The sequence below is a fragment of the Bacillus sp. NPDC077411 genome (genome assembly GCF_044543425.1).
Lineage (GTDB): Bacteria > Bacillota > Bacilli > Bacillales > Bacillaceae_G > Bacillus_A > Bacillus_A bruguierae.
Window position 1 is genome coordinate 114294 of sequence record NZ_JBITWA010000009.1, and the last position, 19061, is coordinate 133354.

17 protein-coding genes and 1 pseudogene are annotated in these 19061 nt (G+C 35.4%); 7 read left to right on the plus strand and 11 right to left on the minus strand.

What is annotated here, in order from left to right:
- Positions 1-134 precede the first annotated feature (134 nt).
- Positions 135-934 (minus strand): annotated as a pseudogene (locus ACIGHG_RS13790) (SDR family oxidoreductase).
- Between the two features lie 151 nt (positions 935-1085).
- On the opposite strand from ACIGHG_RS13790, the gene ACIGHG_RS13795 reads away from it, so the two are divergent.
- The 3 genes from ACIGHG_RS13795 (at position 1086) to ACIGHG_RS13805 (ending at position 2545) form a co-directional block, all read left to right on the plus strand.
- Positions 1086-1544, plus strand: coding sequence for a universal stress protein (locus ACIGHG_RS13795; protein WP_090916348.1), 459 nt, complete (start codon positions 1086-1088; stop codon positions 1542-1544).
- Positions 1545-1651: 107 nt separating this feature from the next.
- Positions 1652-1843, plus strand: coding sequence for a ProA domain protein (locus ACIGHG_RS13800; RefSeq protein WP_090916346.1), 192 nt, complete (start codon positions 1652-1654; stop codon positions 1841-1843).
- 84 nt (positions 1844-1927) lie between these two features.
- Positions 1928-2545, plus strand: coding sequence for a hypothetical protein (locus tag ACIGHG_RS13805; protein ID WP_336471003.1), 618 nt, complete (start codon positions 1928-1930; stop codon positions 2543-2545).
- Positions 2546-2570: 25 nt separating this feature from the next.
- On the opposite strand, the gene argH is transcribed toward ACIGHG_RS13805, so the two are convergent.
- Together argH and ACIGHG_RS13815 are read right to left on the minus strand one after the other, a co-directional pair.
- On the minus strand, positions 2571-3959 hold the full coding sequence (argH, locus tag ACIGHG_RS13810; RefSeq protein WP_090916342.1) for an argininosuccinate lyase: 1389 nt from the start codon (positions 3957-3959) through the stop codon (positions 2571-2573).
- Positions 3956-5161, minus strand: coding sequence for an argininosuccinate synthase (locus ACIGHG_RS13815; protein WP_090916340.1), 1206 nt, complete (start codon positions 5159-5161; stop codon positions 3956-3958). The genes argH and ACIGHG_RS13815 overlap by 4 nt, the downstream gene beginning before the upstream one ends.
- A 169-nt stretch (positions 5162-5330) precedes the next feature.
- On the opposite strand from ACIGHG_RS13815, the gene ACIGHG_RS13820 reads away from it, so the two are divergent.
- Positions 5331-5648: a radical SAM protein gene (locus ACIGHG_RS13820; protein ID WP_336471002.1), complete on the plus strand. Its 318-nt coding sequence runs from the start codon at positions 5331-5333 to the stop codon at positions 5646-5648.
- 461 nt (positions 5649-6109) lie between these two features.
- Here the strand turns inward: ACIGHG_RS13820 and ACIGHG_RS13825 are convergent, their stop codons facing one another.
- The gene (locus ACIGHG_RS13825) at positions 6110-6343 is read right to left on the minus strand and encodes a Spo0E family sporulation regulatory protein-aspartic acid phosphatase (protein WP_396548939.1); all 234 of its coding nucleotides are present in this window, start codon (positions 6341-6343) and stop codon (positions 6110-6112) included.
- 667 nt (positions 6344-7010) lie between these two features.
- On the opposite strand from ACIGHG_RS13825, the gene ACIGHG_RS13830 reads away from it, so the two are divergent.
- Entirely contained in the window at positions 7011-7661 is a 651-nt protein-coding gene (locus ACIGHG_RS13830) for a YitT family protein (protein ID WP_090918183.1), read from the plus strand.
- A gap of 27 nt (positions 7662-7688) precedes the next feature.
- Here the strand turns inward: ACIGHG_RS13830 and ACIGHG_RS13835 are convergent, their stop codons facing one another.
- Positions 7689-8519, minus strand: coding sequence for an EcsC family protein (locus ACIGHG_RS13835; protein ID WP_336471001.1), 831 nt, complete (start codon positions 8517-8519; stop codon positions 7689-7691).
- 125 nt (positions 8520-8644) lie between these two features.
- Here ACIGHG_RS13835 and ACIGHG_RS13840 point away from each other — a divergent pair, with 125 nt between their 5' ends.
- Positions 8645-9076, plus strand: coding sequence for an NUDIX hydrolase (locus ACIGHG_RS13840; protein ID WP_336471000.1), 432 nt, complete (start codon positions 8645-8647; stop codon positions 9074-9076).
- Between the two features lie 40 nt (positions 9077-9116).
- Here ACIGHG_RS13840 and ACIGHG_RS13845 read toward each other — a convergent pair whose 3' ends face one another.
- The 6 genes from ACIGHG_RS13845 to ACIGHG_RS13870 form a co-directional block, all read right to left on the minus strand.
- On the minus strand, positions 9117-10310 hold the full coding sequence (locus ACIGHG_RS13845; protein WP_336470999.1) for an acetate kinase: 1194 nt from the start codon (positions 10308-10310) through the stop codon (positions 9117-9119).
- 298 nt (positions 10311-10608) lie between these two features.
- The gene (locus ACIGHG_RS13850) at positions 10609-11595 is read right to left on the minus strand and encodes a class I SAM-dependent methyltransferase (RefSeq protein WP_336470998.1); all 987 of its coding nucleotides are present in this window, start codon (positions 11593-11595) and stop codon (positions 10609-10611) included.
- Between the two features lie 361 nt (positions 11596-11956).
- Positions 11957-12457, minus strand: a complete 501-nt coding sequence (gene tpx, locus ACIGHG_RS13855; RefSeq protein WP_336470997.1) for a thiol peroxidase — start codon at positions 12455-12457, stop codon at positions 11957-11959.
- 153 nt (positions 12458-12610) lie between these two features.
- Positions 12611-16729: a right-handed parallel beta-helix repeat-containing protein gene (locus tag ACIGHG_RS13860; protein ID WP_336470996.1), complete on the minus strand. Its 4119-nt coding sequence runs from the start codon at positions 16727-16729 to the stop codon at positions 12611-12613.
- 232 nt (positions 16730-16961) lie between these two features.
- Positions 16962-17357, minus strand: a complete 396-nt coding sequence (ytfJ, locus tag ACIGHG_RS13865; RefSeq protein WP_336470995.1) for a GerW family sporulation protein — start codon at positions 17355-17357, stop codon at positions 16962-16964.
- Between the two features lie 10 nt (positions 17358-17367).
- Positions 17368-18003, minus strand: a complete 636-nt coding sequence (locus ACIGHG_RS13870; protein WP_336470994.1) for a DUF2953 domain-containing protein — start codon at positions 18001-18003, stop codon at positions 17368-17370.
- A gap of 155 nt (positions 18004-18158) precedes the next feature.
- Here ACIGHG_RS13870 and ACIGHG_RS13875 point away from each other — a divergent pair, with 155 nt between their 5' ends.
- The gene (locus ACIGHG_RS13875; RefSeq protein WP_090918200.1) at positions 18159-18962 is read left to right on the plus strand and encodes an NAD kinase; all 804 of its coding nucleotides are present in this window, start codon (positions 18159-18161) and stop codon (positions 18960-18962) included.
- Positions 18963-19061 lie beyond the last annotated feature (99 nt).

Genomic DNA, 19061 nt, shown 5'->3' on the forward strand with positions numbered 1-19061 from the left:
CCTTGAAATTATAAAAATTACCCCTAAATAATTATTGCATTTATACTTTCAGAAAACGCTTTCCGTTCTCTTATATTTTATCATAAATTCTCATTTTTCGACAAAGAGGATACGAGTTGTCCGATAGAATTTGTCTAATTTTGACGATATCGATGAATGACATCAACTGCTCCAGTTACTTCTATAATGGTTCCCGTAATCATATCCGAATCTTCCTCACATAAAAAAGAAATTGTACGAGCGATATCTTCCCCTGTACCAGAACGTCCAATTGGTGTACGAGAATCAGATAATGTACGCGCCTTAGCAATTGTTGCTTCTTTCATATCACCAATAATATCACCGGGACATATCATATTTGATGTAATCCCATATTCAGCTTCTTCATAAGCAATTGTTTTTGTAAGTGAAACTAGTCCGACTTTTGCAGCTGCAAAAGCAGAACGATATACCCATCCCGGCGCGCTATCCGCTCCTTGAAATCCATAATTCACAATACGACCAAATTTTTGCTGACGCATAATAGGAACAACAAGCTTTAATAAATGAAATACGGCCGTTAAATTACCATGAATCATTTCATTCCATTCATCATCTTTATATTCAACTAACTTTTTACGCTCGAATACGTATGGACCTGCATTATTAATAAGAAAGTCAATGCGGCCAAAACGATCCATCGCTTTTGTTACTACTGTATGTAAATCCTCTTGTTTCGTTACATCCGCTTGCACAAATTGTATACGATGTGCAAGATGTTTATATTGCCGCTTTAACATTTCCATCGCTTGTACATCACTGCGATATGTTACTGTTACCGAATATCCTTTATGTAATAAACTCTCTGTTACCTTCTTCCCTAAACCTTTTGTACCGGCTGTAATGAGCGCATGTCTCACAAACATAAGCCTCCTTTTTTCTTGCTATAATTCATATGTAACAACTTCTTCATACAATTACAACTAAAATGTTTGAAACAGAGTTTTCGAAATTCTGTAACGTTTCTGTCAAACTATTTTCCATAATTTCCTTTATAATAAAGATGTAAAGAGTTATAACGCTTATAGAATGAGGAGGAATTGTTCATGAATACTACATATACAAATATTTTAATTGCAGTCGACGGCTCTAAGGAAGCTGAAAAAGCATTTAAAAAAGCAATTCAAGTAGCAAAACGTAACAATGCTACATTAACAATCGCCCATATCGTTGACGTTAAAGCTTATTCTGCGGTAGAAGCATATAGCCGCGCAATTGCAGAACGCGCAAATTTATTTGCAGAAGATTTATTAGAAGACTACAAAAAGACTGCACTAGAAGCAGGTGTTACAAAAGTAGAAACTGTATTAGAGTTTGGGAATCCAAAATCAAAAATCTCAAAAGATATTGCTCCAAAGCATAAAGTAGATTTAATTATGTGCGGTGCAACTGGTTTAAACGCAGTAGAACGTTTCTTAATCGGCAGCGTCTCTGAACATATTATTCGCTATGCGAAGTGCGATGTCCTTGTTGTTCGCGGTGATGAAGAGCAAGGGGAAATTTAATAAAGCAGCACCAAGCCTTTATTTAATAGGCTTGGTGTTTTTTATTTCCTTCTAAATAAAATTATTCTCTAAGGTTATGCTAAGAAAAAAGAAATGAGGGCGACTGCATGGAAAGTAATGAACGTATTATACTTGATTTAAACGGACAAGAAATCGACATGGTAGAAACAATTTGTGCCCACTTCAAAGAAAAACATGGTGTAGAGTTAAGCCACGGTGCACTGTTTCGCGATTTAATGGACATAGAATATATTCGCATTACAGAAGGAAAGCATAAATACGAGCAAGAAAAAATATAGCCAAAAGGTTGCTTGCATTGTACAAGCAACCTTTCTCTTTATGCATACATTATATATATGTCCAAGCATGAAGGTGTGATTTTTTTGAATAATGAAAAGAAAAAAAACAGCAAAACCAAAGTCAAAAACAAACGCACTACTCCGCTTATAAACTTATGTATCTTTACTCTTCCCGGCTGTAATGTAACAGAAAAAGAAATTAAGCAGCAAGTTGATTTAGCAACAAAAATATGGAAGATACAATTTGTTATTACTAGCATCACAATGCTGAAAGATTTTTCTGTTCGAACGAATGATACCTCATTTCGAACAAAGCAAAGTAAAAATATAAAACGATTATTTAACGAAAGGAAATATCTCTTTCCAAATCCAAATAGTATTTCAATCTTTTATACAAGTGCAAGACACCTCTCAAATAATACAACGGGACGATCGTTCTCTTCCCTTATGACAAAAAGCCGTTTTAATCATATTATCCTCACAAAATCTTCATTAGAAAATACACTTGCGCATGAACTCGGACATATTTTATTCTACTCTCATCGAAAACTACAAGGAAAAAATCCAGATGCAAACTCTTATCGAACGCATAGTCTAGATTCTAAAAATATTATGTTTGGAACTGCCACAACCCGTAAATGGAAGACAACATCTCTACAAAGAACGAAAGCATTAGAGAGTACATTAATTAAATATATGTAACAATTATGAAGACCCCCGTGAAATATTACATGTTCACGGGGGTTTCTACTCGCTCCTTCGCTATTTGAAGTGCTTGCCTAATTTGTTCGAACCCTGTACCGCCTGCACTGTTTCTTCTTTTTACTGCGGCGGACGGCGAAAGTACTTCGTATAAATCCTTCTCAAATAATGGGCTCATCTCTTGATAAGTTGCTAACGGTAGATCAAGTAAATATACACCTTCGTTAATGCAAAGAAGGACAAGCTTTCCTACAATTTCATGTGCCTGACGAAACGGTAAACCTTTACTCGCTAAATAATCTGCTATCTCAGTCGCATTTGAAAAATCTTGCGTGACAGCTTTCGCCATATTGTCTTTTTTCACCGTCATCGTCTCAAGCATACCGGCCATTACATGTAAACACCCTTTTACTGTATTGACTGTATCAAACATGCCTTCTTTATCCTCTTGCAGATCTTTATTGTAAGCAAGCGGCAATCCTTTCATAACTGTTAATAAGCTAAACAAGTTGCCATATACTCTTCCTGTTTTCCCGCGAATGAGCTCTGCCATATCCGGATTTTTCTTTTGCGGCATAATGCTGCTGCCCGTTGCATAACTATCGCTCATTTCAATAAATTGAAATTCCTGACTGCTCCATAAAATCAGTTCTTCACAAAAACGTGATAAATGCATCATTAATATAGAAGCATTACTTAAAAATTCAAGAATAAAATCACGGTCGCTTACTGCGTCTAAACTGTTCTCATATATCCCATCAAACCCAAGTAGCTGTGCACTATATTCACGATCAATCGGAAATGTTGTCCCAGCAAGTGCCCCGGCTCCGAGCGGAGAAATGTTAATGCGCCCTAGTGAATCTATAAAACGATTTCCATCGCGTTCTAACATCCAAAAATATGCAAGAAGATGATGTGCAAAAGAAATCGGTTGTGCACGCTGTAAATGCGTATATCCTGGCATAATTGTTTCAATATGTTTTTCTGCTTGCGCTGTAAGTACAGTCTGCACTTGCTTAACTGCCTTGATAATATGCTGCACTTCATTTCGCAAATACAAATGCATGTCGGTTGCTACTTGATCATTACGGCTTCTTCCTGTATGCAGCTTACCGCCAACTTCACCAATATGCTGAATTAACATTTTTTCAATGTTCAAATGAATATCCTCTGCTTCAACAGAAAACGTAAGTTCCTGCTTCTTTGCTTTTTCAAGTAAATACTGAAGACCGTTTTTAATTTTTTCTCCTTCTTCCACTGTCACGATGCCACATTTCACAAGCATCGTAACATGCGCAATGCTTCCTTCTATATCTTCTACTGCTAATTGTTGGTCGAAGGAGATCGAGGCTCCAAACTCCTCAACCCACTGTTCAGCCTGCTCTGTAAAACGACCGCCCCAAAGTTTACTCATGCCTCCACCTTCTTTTGATTCACTTGGCTATATACTTTTGTTGGTAAACCAAATAATGAAATGAAGCCAACAGCTGCATCGTGATTAAATTCATCTTCTACTGTATATGTTGCTAATTTTTCATCGTATAGAGAATAATCCGATTTACGTCCTTCCACAATTGCATGTCCTTTAAATAGTTTTACACGTACTGTACCTGTCACATGTTTTTGCGTTTCTTGTAAAAAGGCAGCAAGGGCATCTTTTAAAGGCGAGAACCATAAGCCGTTATAAATTAACTCTGTTAATTTTTGTTCAATCATCGGTTTAAAATGCGCTACTTCTTTTACAAGTGTTAAATCTTCTAATTCCTTATGTGCAGTAATTAACGTCATCGCTGCTGGGCATTCATACACTTCACGTGACTTAATACCGACAAGACGATTTTCTACATGATCAATGCGGCCAATCCCATGCTTACCAGCAAGAGAATTTAGCGTTTTAATTAACTCAGCTAGGGAATACGATACACCATTTAATGTTGTTGGTACCCCTGCTTCAAACCCAATTTCTACAAATTCAGGTTTGTTTGGTGTATTCTCCAGTGCTAACGTCATTTCATATGCCTCTTCTGGCGGCGCTGCCCATGGATCTTCCAAAACTCCACACTCATTGCTTCGTCCCCATAAATTTTGATCAATTGAAAACGGGCTGTCTAAGTTAATCGGAATTGGCACATCGTTTTCTTTTGCATACGCAATTTCCTCTTCACGTGACCATTTCCATTCACGTACCGGTGCAATCACTTCTAAATACGGATTTAACGCTTGAATAGAAACTTCAAAGCGTACTTGGTCGTTTCCTTTTCCAGTACATCCATGTGCAACTGCACTTGCTCCTTCCATCTCTGCGATTTCTACCAACTTCTTCGCAATTAACGGACGAGATAATGCGGATACAAGTGGATATTTCCCTTCATATAACGTGTGAGCTTGCAGTGCTTTTAATGCATATTCATTCGCAAATTCTTCTTGCACGTCAATCATATAAGATTGAATAGCTCCAACGGATAATGCCTTTTCTTTCACAAATTCTAAATCTTTCCCTTCGCCTAAATCTAAACAAAGTGCAATAACATTGTATCCTTTTTCTTGCAACCACTTAATCGCAACGGAAGTATCAAGACCTCCGGAATATGCTAATACAACTTTCTTATTCTCCATTTTACATCCCCCTAAAAAGAATATTTATTCATCATTATTAATATTAATTCATAATTTATCATCTTTTAAAAAATGGCGCAAGGGATATTTACAAATATTTTTCAAACAATTTCATCGAAGTTCGTTCTCTTTTTCGATACAATAGAAACAGAAAATGGAGGGAAGAGGCATGAAACAATATTTCATATATAATGAACATCTAGGAATTGAAATACCTGATTTACAAGAAGAATGGAAAGAGATTCCTACAGCTGTACAGCATGCCATTTTATTAAAGTGGGAACAAATTCGCGGAAAAATACCTGATCGGATTCAAGAACTTGAACATATCATTAATACGAAACAACATAAATTAAATAACGAAGAAAACTTTGAGCTTTCCTGTAAACTGAATACAGAAATTGCCGATCTTGCTTCCATCATTAACGACCTTTGGCTTTGGTATCGTCTTACTCAAAATGTCTCTGAAGGAAAGGCGCATCAGTAAAGAAGAAATGGTTTTTTTCTTATTTGGAGTTTACATGCTTAATTCTTAAATACAATTTCTTTCATAGGAGATTTCATATACTTTGGAATGCAAGGGCTGCCAGTAAAAGTGGGAGGATGTATCTGATATACTTTCATGGAAGCAAAGAATGATTTCCAGTTTTAGTGCACCTTCTTCATAACCGCTTACTCCACTTGCGCTGGCAGATTCATATGATCTTGTTACTTCATAAGGTGAAACTTCCGTCAGTGGGGGTTTTACTGCCCACGAATAGCGGGATAAACTTTATTTTAAACGCTTCTCTAGACGCATTTACAAACTCTCCAAATAAAAAATTTTCATCAGTGGACCTCTACCGATGAAAATTCCCCAACAATCAAACTATTATGGACTTCTCTTTTTATCACAATAATTCGCAAGCGCTTTCAAACATAGGTAATAAAAAAGAAAGCTTGTTCCAACTAAGGTGAATGTATATTGTTATTCGTATTTTTCTTTGCAGAAATAGAAAATATACTTTCTTGATAAGTAATACTTTCCATCAAACGATAGACTAAATCATCTAACTCTTGGCTACATACAACTACCTTCTCATGATTAAATCCGTACATTCTTACAAGTCCAATTAGTTCCTCTCTTTTTTCCTCTATGCTTACTTGTATATCTACTATTTTCATACGAATCTCTCCAGTCATCGCTAATATGACTTGAATTATAGGGAATATTCCCTTTAAAATGAATATTATGTAATTAATTAAAGTACATTTTTCATAACCAAAAACTTTCGACAGCAAATATTAGTTTATTACACCATTTCCCCTCATATTTACAAAGTGTGTAGGTTTTTCTTTGCCCATTCTCAGTTTCCAACAACATACATTTCCCAAAAGTATGATATAATAGTATAAAATCTTTCACAGAAAGGATTTAGATATCATGATCGCTCGAAGGAGCATGTGGCATCGAAAAGACGAATCTTACACGTAGCGTATTTTTTGCTTAGATACTTTATCTAGCGAAAAAAATACGAAAGTGGGGAAATTATGATTGCCCGAAGGATAATTTGGCAACAAAAAGACTCTTCTTACACATAGCGTTTTGTTTAGGTTGTGTGACACTTACTAAACAAAACCTAGAAGAGAATAGGATTGCTAAATAAAAAATCCTACTCTAAGTTTTGTTTAGTCTATTTTAGGCCTAAACTAAAACGAAAGTAGGGAGAATTGATGGACGAGAGGATTATTCGTTATTTCTTCAGTGATATATAGCGTAGTTAGACGTATGTAAACTAACTGCTGCTATATAGGCGTAGTTAGTTTATGAAAAATAGAAAACTACTAACTACGGAGAGAAGGAATAACGATGGAGAACATCCAAAGTCGACGAATTATTAAAGAAATTTTCATGGTTTTACTTGGTTCATTTATTTTAGCTACCGCGCTATATCACATTCATTTTCAAAACCACTTAACTGAAGGTGGCTTTGTCGGAATCGCACTGTTTTTACAAAATTTTGTTGATATTTCACCATCCATTTCAACGGTTTTAATGGATATTCCAGTCATTTTACTATGCGCTACATTTTTAGGTAAAAAAATGGTCGGCTATTCATTTATCGGTTCGATTTCATTCGGAGTATTTTATTCTTTAATGGAAAATTATTCTCCGTTCACGGTTGATTTATCTAATCATTTATTTGTAGCTGCAGTAGTAGGCGGAGCTTTAGCTGGAGTTGGACTTGGTTTTATTTTACGATTCGGCGGTGCAACAGGCGGAGATGACATTTTAACAATTGTATTAAGCAAAAAAACACGCTTTACGGTTGGGCAAATTTTCTTCGTTTTTGACGCAATTGTCATTGCACTTTCACTATATTATTTAACATGGACTGAGATTGCCTTTACGATTCTTTCCCTTGCTGTGCAGGCGAAAGCACTAGATTTAATCTATTATCCAGCAGAGGAAAAGAAAACCGTGGCAATTCCATTATCAAAACAACATGCAACAAATTAGAAGCGAAAGGCAGCTGCCTTTCGCTTTTTATACTTTTTGGCGTAAATAACGCATTTGATAAAATCGATTCGCAAATTCTGTTACGCTCCGCGTTAACCGGTAATTCGCCGTTGATCCAACCGCAATCCCAAGTACTGGTACACCTTGAAACAACTTGCGGCGCAGTGAATAAATAATGAATGTTTTCAAAATTTGTTTTAGCATCACTTGGACAGATGCTGGATTTAACACTTCTTCTTCTCCCTCATAAAAAAATGGAGCCGGTTCTTCTTGTTCTAACTCTTGCAGCAAATTGTACCAAGCATACTGCTGCAAATGCGCTGGCAATATAGCTGCATGAAACACTTTTAACGCTAACATCATTTCATACGGTTTATTCACATCATGACCAAATGATGTAGCAATCAGTTGTACGGCTTTCACATTTAAAGCAATCAGTACTGGGAAATCTGCACTTAATAATAAAAAGCCGCCAATTCCAGTTACTCCTCCTTGCACGAAAGAATATAAACGATGACGAGCTGTTTGTTGTTCTGCTATGTATGTTAATTGATGAATGGATAGTTCTCTCATTTCTTCAATATGTTCAATAGAATCATCAAACACACGCGCCGCCCCCAAAATTCTTCCGCGTACATCAAGCTGCGACTGCGAGCTTTGTATGAACGCATGTAAATGAAAAAGCCATCCATCTGCTTTTGAAAAAAATTCATTTCGTTTCTTCTCTGGCAATTTCGAAAATGTACGATTTACCCATTTATCAAACATTTGCTGAAAATCCGTTGATTCGTGTTGCACTAGTTGCTGCTCCCAGCTTTTTAGATCATGTAAAATTCGTTCCTCGCTCTTTGACAACATACAAACATCCCCTTGAATTATTTTTCTACACTGTAATATATTTGCTGCGAGAGGCCGTACGCCCTGTTTTTTTCTGAAAAATATGTTATTTTCAAATAAGTCGCAATAAAAAAGGGAGGTATGTTATGTATCCGCGTGCAAAAGCATTAGGCATTATTAAACACAATGATTGCATCCTTGTTGAAGAATATAAAGGAAAACATGAAACTGGTGAGGGATATTATTATCGACCACTTGGAGGAACAATTGAACTTGGGGAATACGGGGCGCAAACTGTTATCCGAGAATTTGAAGAAGAACTTAGCGTTACTGTAGAAATCAGTACATACTTAGGCTGTTTAGAAAACATTTTTCAAATAGACAATACAATTGGCCATGAAATAGTCCAATTGTATTCTGCTCATTTTTCAAACAAAGAACTTTATAAACAGAATCGATTCACCATAACAGAAGGAGATCACATCTCTTATGGTGTATGGATCCCGATTGAAACATTTTTACAAGGTGAAAAAACATTATACCCAAACGGATTAACGGAACTACTTTCAAAAAAATAATAGAAAAAAGACGGGAATCATCCCGTCTTTTTATCATATATTAACCAATATTTCCAAGACGTACTACGTCACGAGCAATCATAACTTCTTCGTCTGTTGGAATTACGATTACTTTTACTGGAGAGTGAGGGAAGCTAATGAATGCTTCTTCACCGCGGATATTGTTGCGTTTTGGATCGAAGTATACGCCCATAAACTCAAGACCTTCTAATACACGCTCACGAATTAATGCACTGTTCTCACCAATACCAGCTGTAAAGATGATTGCGTCTACACCTTTCATACGAGCTGCATAAGAACCGATGTATTTATGAATGCGGCCTATAAATATTTCTAATGCTACTTCTGCACGGTGATTTCCTTCTTCTTCAGCTTGCTCAATATCACGTAAGTCACTTGAGAATCCAGAAAGACCTAACATACCACTTTTCTTATTTAATACGTTAAGAACTTCATCTACATTTTGTCCTGTTTTCTTCATAATATATGGAATTAACGCAGGATCAAGGTTACCAGAACGTGTACCCATTGTTACACCAGCAAGTGGAGTGAAGCCCATAGACGTATCAATTGATTTTCCGCCTTCAACAGCTGCGATACTTGCACCGTTACCTAAGTGACAAGAAAGTAAACGTAAGCTTTCAAGTGGACGGCCTAATAATTCAGCTGCACGTTGCGTTACATATTTATGAGAAGTACCGTGGAATCCGTATTTACGGATGCCGTATTTTTCATAGTATTCATAAGGTAAGCTATATAAGAAAGATTCTTCTGGCATTGTTTGATGGAATGCTGTATCGAACACCGCTACTGAAGGTACGTTCGGAAGAACTTCTTGGAACGCTTTAATACCAATAACGTGTGCTGGATTATGAAGTGGTGCTAACTCACTTAAAGCATCGATTTCTGCTAGTACTTTATCGTCAATTAGAGCAGAATCTGCGAATTTTTCACCGCCGTGTACAACACGATGACCAATACCGCTAATCTCATCAAGAGATTTAATAATACCTGTTGCAGTTAATTTGTTTAAAAGCATATTAACCGCAACGCCATGGTCTGCGATATTTGTTACTTCTGTTTGTTTTTCGCCGTTTACAGTAATTGTAAATATGCTATCTTCTAATCCGATACGTTCTACTAAACCTTTTGTTAATACTGTTTCACTTGGCATTTCGAATAATTGAAACTTTAAGGAAGAGCTTCCTGCATTAATCGCGATGATTTTTGACATCTAGTCTTTCGCCCCTTTTTCTCTAGCTGTGTGGAATCCCTCCACAAACCGCTCAATTTTATGTCTTCAATTTTTCTCAGATAACAGAACCGTTTCACTGATAAAAATTTAATACTCACGATTTTAATTTAAACATCGTACGACATATATTTCAAGTGAAAAAATTGTAACACAACAGATTTTTTTATATTACAGATTGAAAGTTTTCAATTTCGTCACCTATATATATTACTGAATTTTGTAAACAATATAAAACTGTACTATATATACGTGTATATCTGTTATACATGTACCCGTTTTAGTTTTTCTCAGCAAACCAACCATTAATTTGCTGCATAATGTTCTCCATCGCTTGCATATTAGAGAATTTCGGTAATTCTACTAATAGCGCTTGTTTTGGCATGTTTACGTTTTGCCCTTTCTTTTGGAGAACAAATATACTTTTTGCATTTTTTTCATTCTTAAACATGGAAACAGGTAACTGAAGTAATCCTTGCACAAAACATGTTTCTTTAATAAATGCATGAAGCTTTGGTGCTTGGTCGCTTTCAAAAATGAAGTTTGGCACTAAGAAAAATAAATAACCACCTTCTTTTGTATGTTTGACACTTTGTTCGATAAAAAGATGATGTGCATAAGACATACCTTCGTCTGCTTTTAACGTATATTCACTTGCACCGATTTCATTTGGATAATAGCCGATTGGTAAATCACACACAACTGCATCAACTGGATCAATATAAAGAGACGCTAGTCCATCTTGATTAAAGAACTCGACCGCTTGTTTTTGTAAATTCGCATTGACTAATGCAAGTTTAACAAGCAAGTCATCCACATCTACTCCAAAGCCACTCATCGTTGTACCTTCTAGGCGACCATTGAAGATTGTCGTTAATAAATTTCCTGTTCCAACTGCAGGATCTAGTACAGTTATTTCCTCTTGATCCTTCATAAATTTATGGAATAAATAACTCATAAACATCCCAACTGCATCAGGCGTCATTTCATGATTTGCTTGTACGCCTTCTTTCATCCCTTTTAAGATGGCAAGTTGAAACGCTTTGCGAATTTCTTCGCCTTTATAGTTTTCTTCATTAAACTTGCTATATTCACGCTCTAATCGTTCAATTGTTGGTTGTTCTAAGCCTTCTTGTAAAATTGTTCCTTCAAATAAATTATCACCTGTTTCTACAAGTGCTTCTAAATACGTTATATCTAATTCTTTACGTAAAATTACGGCAGAAGAATCAAAAATAGAAAATAATGTTTCTACTGTTGAACTCACGAAAATTCCTCCTTCAAACTAAAATACACATAACTTATATCATACCATATTCTTAATTCTTTTCATTCTTATTGAATCGACAATATATAAATACAAATAAAAAATCACTTTTTTAGGTGGACGAGAGCATCTGGTCATGCATAGAAAGCGGTTAGACCCCTTTCCTGCCACGTGCAATATGAAAACAAAGGTAGAAAACGAGTGCCGATCACTTTTTATTTTGCATAGCAGTGACTTATATGTAAAAAAATCAAAATGGATTTATATGTCGACACTTCTACAATATACGGCATGAAATGTAGAGAATTTACTGTCAAAAAAAAACGACCCCTTGATAAGAGATCGCCTTGTGTTACCTACATTATTTTGCGGCTTTTGCTGCTTCTAATGCTGCTTCGTAATTCGGATGGCTTGTACCTTCGCTTACGTATTCTACGTAAACAATTTTGTCGTTGCTATCTACTACGAATACTGCACGTGCAAGTAAACGAAGTTCTTTCATTACAACACCGTATGCCTCACCAAAAGAAAGGTCGCGGTGATCAGAAAGCGTTACAACGTTTTCTAAACCGTTAGCTGCACACCAGCGCTTTTGAGCAAATGGTAAATCAACGCTAATTGTTAATACTTTTGCGTTTTCAATGCTAGCTGCATCTTCGTTGAAACGACGAGTTTGTGCATCACATACACCTGTATCAATAGATGGTACAACACTAATCAATTTCACTGCGCCTTTATATGTTTCTAAAGTTACCGGAGATAAATCATTCGCTAACACTTGGAAGTTTGGTGCTTGGTCGCCTACTTTAACTTCTGTGCCAACTAAAGTGATTGGGTTTCCTTTAAACGTTACGTTTGCCATTTGAAAATCCTCCCTTTTCTAAAAAACAAAATATGTACAGTGTTAATGATAGTCATAATGCCCTTAAAATACAAATGAAACTAACTCAATTTATATAATTTTTTCAACAAAAAAGCCTATTTAAATTTATCCATATTCCCTGTCCTCGCTTTATTATTGCTCCTGTTGTTGTAAAAGCGCCTGTATATCTTCCACACTAATTGTATATTTCCGTTCTTCCATTCGCTCTTCTATTGGCAAGGTAGCGATACGATAATCTAAATTTTTCATTGCCTGTTCAATAATCTTACGAGCCAAACCTGCATTCCCATATGTTTTATCGCGATTTTCATACAGATAAGTAAAATATTCAACAAGCATGTGTCTTGCTTCAGTTGACATACTATACAGCTTTTTAGTCATATAATAATTTGCAATTTGAATCATTTCTTCTGGTGTATAATCTTCAAATACAAGGCGGCGATCAAAGCGACGACGAAGGCCTTTATTGCTATCAAGGAACTCTTCCATCTCATCTTCATATCCAGCAACTAATACGATAAACTCTCCGCGTTTATCTTCCATTTGTTTTAGCAATAATTCCACAGCTATATGTCCAGAATCCTTGCTCCCCTTATTCGTCAGTGTATATGCCTCATCAATAAACAGTGTGCCTCCCATTGCTTTTTGTAATACACTCGCTGTTTTCTCTTCCGTTCCCCCTTGATATTTATCAACCAATTCTTTTCGATCTACTTCCACACAATCTCCGCGCTCTAAAATTCCTAATGCCTCATACACCTTTGCAATAATTCGCGCAACCTCTGTTTTTCCTGTTCCTGGATTACCAATTAATGAAATATGCATGGAAAGTTCTCTTATATCCTTACCTTCTTCTCGATAATAAGAAACAAGCTGGATTAATCTTTCAATTTCTTTTTTCACCTTTGTTAAACCGATTAAACTATTCAAACGGTCCATTTGTTCTTGTAGTAATTTCTCATTAATTGGAACAGCCACTTTTCTTGCGCCTCTTTGTTGGAATGCTTTTTCAACATCCTCCAAACGAATTGTCGTCAATACTTCTTTGTTCTTCCATTCACTTCTTGGTAATGTACTAATTCGGTTTGCTTGCAATGTAATCCATTTATCTACTTGTTCCCGAACCATACGCGCGTTTCCAAAATGTTCATCCCGCTTTCTATACAGCCATACAAATTGTTCATATACATAATTTTCCGCTTCTTCTGTTAAGCGGTACTTCTTATCATCTAACAAGCGATTTCCAATTTCCATCAATTCATCTGGTGTATAATCTTCGAATTTCATATAAGATACAAAACGGCTTTTCAAACCTGGATTAGAAGCAATAAATCGGTCCATTTCTTTTTCATAACCAGCAACGATACATAAAAATTCTCCGCGATGATTTTCAAGAGCTGCTAATAAAACTTCAATAACTTGTCTCCCAAAATCACGTGCACCATCTTCAATACTCAACGAATATGCTTCATCAATAAACAAAACCCCACCCATTGCTTCATCAATACGCTGTTTTGTTTTCTCTTCAGAATGACCAATATACGCTCCGACCAAGTCTTCACGCTTTACTTCAACAACATGCCCTTTTTCAAGCAATCCAAGTGATTTATATACTTTCCCTAGCAAACGAGCAATCGTTGTTTTTCCCGTCCCTGGATTCCCATAAAAAACGGTATGTTTTGGTTTAATATCTCCCCCGGAGTCAAGACCTGCTTCTTTTCGATAACGAGTAATTTCTACAAGGTTAATTAAGTGTTTAATTTGTTCCTTAATACTGTTCATTCCAACAAAACGTTCTAACTCCGTCATTATATCGTTCGATTCTATAATTTCCTGCTGTTCTTGTACCTCTTCCACATCCTGTTTTTCTTCTTTTGATTCTTCAGTGGATTGTACTTTCTGACGCGTTACCTCTACATACGTTTTACAATTTTCTAATGTAGCTGAACGATCATCAGTAATTTGATAAGCCGTTTTTTCTATATCAAAACACTTGATATCCTTTAAAATAATTTGACTTTCAGAAGCAATCTTAACGCCCATAAAAGCATCATAAATGTTACACTTTTGAACAGTACCTTTTACATGTGAATTGATTTCAATTGCTGATGATTCATCTACTTGAGACATTTCACATTGTTCTATCCAAAATTCACTTTCTTTTCCCACTAAAAATATTGGATTCTTACAATGATTAAAACTACTTTTCTTTACATCAAATTGACTTTCTTCACTATATATCATCGGATATTCAAATTGAGAAATACTCCCATTTATAAAAACAACATTACTATTATTTTTAATATTAAGTGCATTTCCACCACAATTTTCAATTTGAATTTTCTCGATTACAGCTTGTCCCTGATTTAGCCAGACAGCTGTTTCTCGGCAATCATATATATCACACTCTATTATTTTTGAATTGCTACCACTTACGACTCCAACCCCTCTTAAAGAGTTATACATTTTATTTCGTTGGAGCAATACTTCGCTTTCCTCATAAATTTCTACGCAATCTTCATTGAAATCTGATATATTACAATCTTCAATGGAAACAACGCTATTCTTATTAATATTCACAGCCGTATATTGTCCTTTATACAATTCACTCTTTGTAAGTGTTAGATAACTCTCCTCTATCCCAATCATTGAATAGTTATCACTAAAAAAATTAAATATTTCACATCCCTCTATTGTCAACTGACTGTTTTCTATAAAATTAAAAGCATTATTATTCCCCTCATATAATTTACAATTTATTAATTTCAAATTACTTTGTACCCCTTGAATCATTGCATAGGATTCATTTTGAAATTGACAGACTTCACATTCTTCCATGATGCAACCACTGTTATTTTCTAAATAGATTGCATCTCTAGTACCCTTATAAATTTTACATTTTTTAAACTCCGGAATACCTTGGTTAACATATATAGTAGAATATTTTTCATTTGAAAATTGATATATTTCACATTCTTCAAAAAGGCCGCCGCCATTTTGATAAAATGATATTCCGTTCGCTTCACCATCATGAAATTTACACCTTCTAAACATTGGTCTACCAGTAACTACTGCTACAATTTGCTTTTTAAAATTAAACGCTTCACACTCTTCAATAAAAGGTCGACTTTCTTCTTGAATATAAAAAGCAGATGATTCTCCATCATACATTTTACAAAATCTAATGCTAGGCTCTGACCTCACAATTTGAAAGGCGTGGCCTTCTGTTTTATAAATTTCACAATTTTCTATTACCGCTTTACTTCCTTCACTTATATAATAAGCATTATTTGCAGTATAACTAATTTTACATTTCTTCCATGTAGGTTGACTCGTTTCTATCCAAATCGCTGGATATTCTTCACCTAATAAATTAAATATTTCACATTCCTCAATTAATCCTGCACTCTGCTCTTTAAAAGTTACGGCATTTGTGTTCCCATCAAACATTTTGCAACCCTTCATAGCTGGCTGACTCTCACGAATATATATCATTGTATTTTTAAACTTGAATATCTCACAATTTTCTATTATCGGTTTACTTCCCTTTTCTATGTAGATAGCATGATTTTGTCCATCATGTATTTTACACTTCTTTATGGTAGGAGCACTATTAGATATATACAGAATGACACCTTGTATATCAAACAAGTCACAGTTTTCTATAAATGGGTTACCATTATTTTTCATAAAAACAGCATCGCTCGCACTATTATAAATGCGGCAATTTTTTATAATCGGATTACTATTACTGATAAATAAGGATGGATACTTTTCTCCCTTCATTCCATGTATTTCACAATCTTCTATTGTCCCTTGACTTCCCTCTCCAAAGTTGATTGCATTTGTATACCCACCAGTTATTTGACAGAATTGCATATACAATATCCCTTGTTGGTGCACCCATACACCTGAACCATTTTGTGGATAAATATCGCAGTCTTGTATTTGTATTGTTCCAGAAGAACATTTTATTAAAGCTGTATCATCTTGTCCAAGCTGACGAATTTGAATTCCTTTTATAAATGTTTTACTCCCATTCTCAATTAAAAAAGCTGTTTGAAACGTTTCAATTACAGTATCACTCTTATCACCTTCACTAATTATGTTAATATCTTTATCAATATGGATATTTTCTCGATACACACCAGGCTTTACTACTATTGTTGTACCTGGTGAAACACCCTTTACGGCATCCGCAATTGTTTTATACCTTGAAAAAAAGGATTTCGAAACTGTAACTTCATTCATACACCGGACCTCCCCTTCCACAATAATCCATATTTTACATTATACATAAATATAAAATTGAAAAGAATTAATTTTCGGAATTTAAGAAAAGTTATGTTCTATCCTATAAGGGGTCTTACTGCCCGCAAATAGCGGGATAAATCTAAAGAAGATGATTTCTGTTAATACAGAAATCATCTTCTTCATGTGGCATCATTTTTTAACGCCCTTTACAAAAGGTACATTTCATTTTCTATATTTCATACTCTGGCTGTTCATCCTTTTGTTTGTTCATCATTTCTTTCACTTTATCAACTGCCTGAGGTGCTAATTCCATTATTTTATCAAGTATATGCGTCTGTTTATCTAAATGAAGTACTTTCACACCTTCACTATTTACAATAAGAAAAGCAACCGGGTTAATGGAAACACCGCCGCCGCTACCACCGCCAAATGGATGATGATTATTATTTTCAAGTTTCCCAAATTCACTACCACCTGCCGCAAAGCCAAATCCTACTTTAGAAACTGTTAAGATAACACTTCCATCAGGTGACTGAATGGGATCACCGATGATTGTATTTACATCAATCATATGATTTAAATGCTGCATCGCTGTTGTCATTAATCCTTGAATTGGATGTTCCATATAATCCCCCCTATATTTTTTGCTGCATCGCATGATCTGTCGGAATAACTCCTTGCTTCTTCAAAAATATAAACAACCGAATTACTGCCTTAACTGCACGATATATGCGAAATGAAGCCGTTAATTCACAATGGGATGCCACAGTTTTCCCTTGAAAAATTGGAGTAATTTCAAGCTGCGGCGCACCAATAATTTCTACATATTGACCGGCAGCGCCAACAATGATTCCTTTTACCGACCATACATAACCTGTAATAACTCCAGTACTCGCTGCATCACCTGTTCCAATTTGCGAATACCATCTCCAATTATTGATTTTCACTTTTTGAAGAAAATCTTTAAACATAGTATGGATTTCTTGCAGCCTTTTTATAATCTCAGCTATACTGTCAAGCCATGCCACAAATTTATCCTCGGTTCCGCCTTCCTCTTCTGCTTTTTCAATTTTTTGCTCTGTTTTCCTTTGCTGCTTTTCAATCCGTTCTAGCACATCAAACGTATAATGAATCATCCATATTTTCACTTCAAGCAAACATTGTTTTTCTGTTTCTGTATATAACAAACTAATTTTTAGCGATAATTTCGATAATAAAATAAGTAAGACCAACAAAATAAGTATTCCAATTCCAATCACAAGCCACTTCATCGTACCATCCTTTCATTCCGTATTCATTATCGACACGGCATAAAAAAAATAAACAAAATTGAAAATATAGATTTTTCTAAAAACAGAAGGGTTTTTCATATTTTTATCGAAATATACTATTTGAACATATTATTTACTGCATGGAGGAATACAAAATGGAAAATCGTCGCAATTTATTTTTCTTTTACGGTGATGATAAAGCAACGCTTATCGAAAAAATGAAACCAGTATACGACATTTTAAAAGAAAACGGATTTACAATATTAGACCATCCACAGCACGCAAATGCTATTGTTAGTGTTGGCGACGATGGTACATTTTTACAGGCTGTTAACAAAACAGGATTTCGTGAGGATTGTTTATACGCAGGAGTTTCGGCAACAGATGATATTTCCTTTTACTGTGACTTCCACATCGACCATGTGGATAGCGCCCTTCAAGAAATCACAAAAAATGAAATTGAAGTAAGAAGATATCCAACAATTCAAGTAACTGTCGATCATGACACATCTTTTCATTGCCTAAATGAATTCTCACTGCGCTCTAGCGTGATTAAAACATTTGTGTTAGATGTGTACATCGATGATTTATATTTTGAAACATTCAGAGGGGATGGTTTAGTCGTTTCTACCCCAACAGGAAGCACTGCATATAATAAATCACTAAGCGGAGCTGTCGTGGATCCATTAATTCCATGTTTCCAAGTAAGTGAGCTTGCTTCTTTAAATAACAATACGTACCGGACCCTTGGTTCTCCATTCATCTTAAGCAACGATCGTACGTTAACATTAAAATTAACTCATAATGACAAAGACTACCCTGTCATGGGTATGGATAACGAAGCACTTAGTATTAAACAAGTGGAAAAAGCAGTTGTACGTTTAAGCGATAAGCAAATCAAAACAGTGAAACTAAAAAACAATTCGTTCTGGGAAAAAGTACAAAGAACATTTTTATAAAGTGAAACTTCCTTTTGGAGTGTTCTTCTCCAAAAGGTTAGTTGAACCAATCGGGCTTTTACGGACAGTTTTCTTCCCTGCTCTTCTCCAGCCTTTACT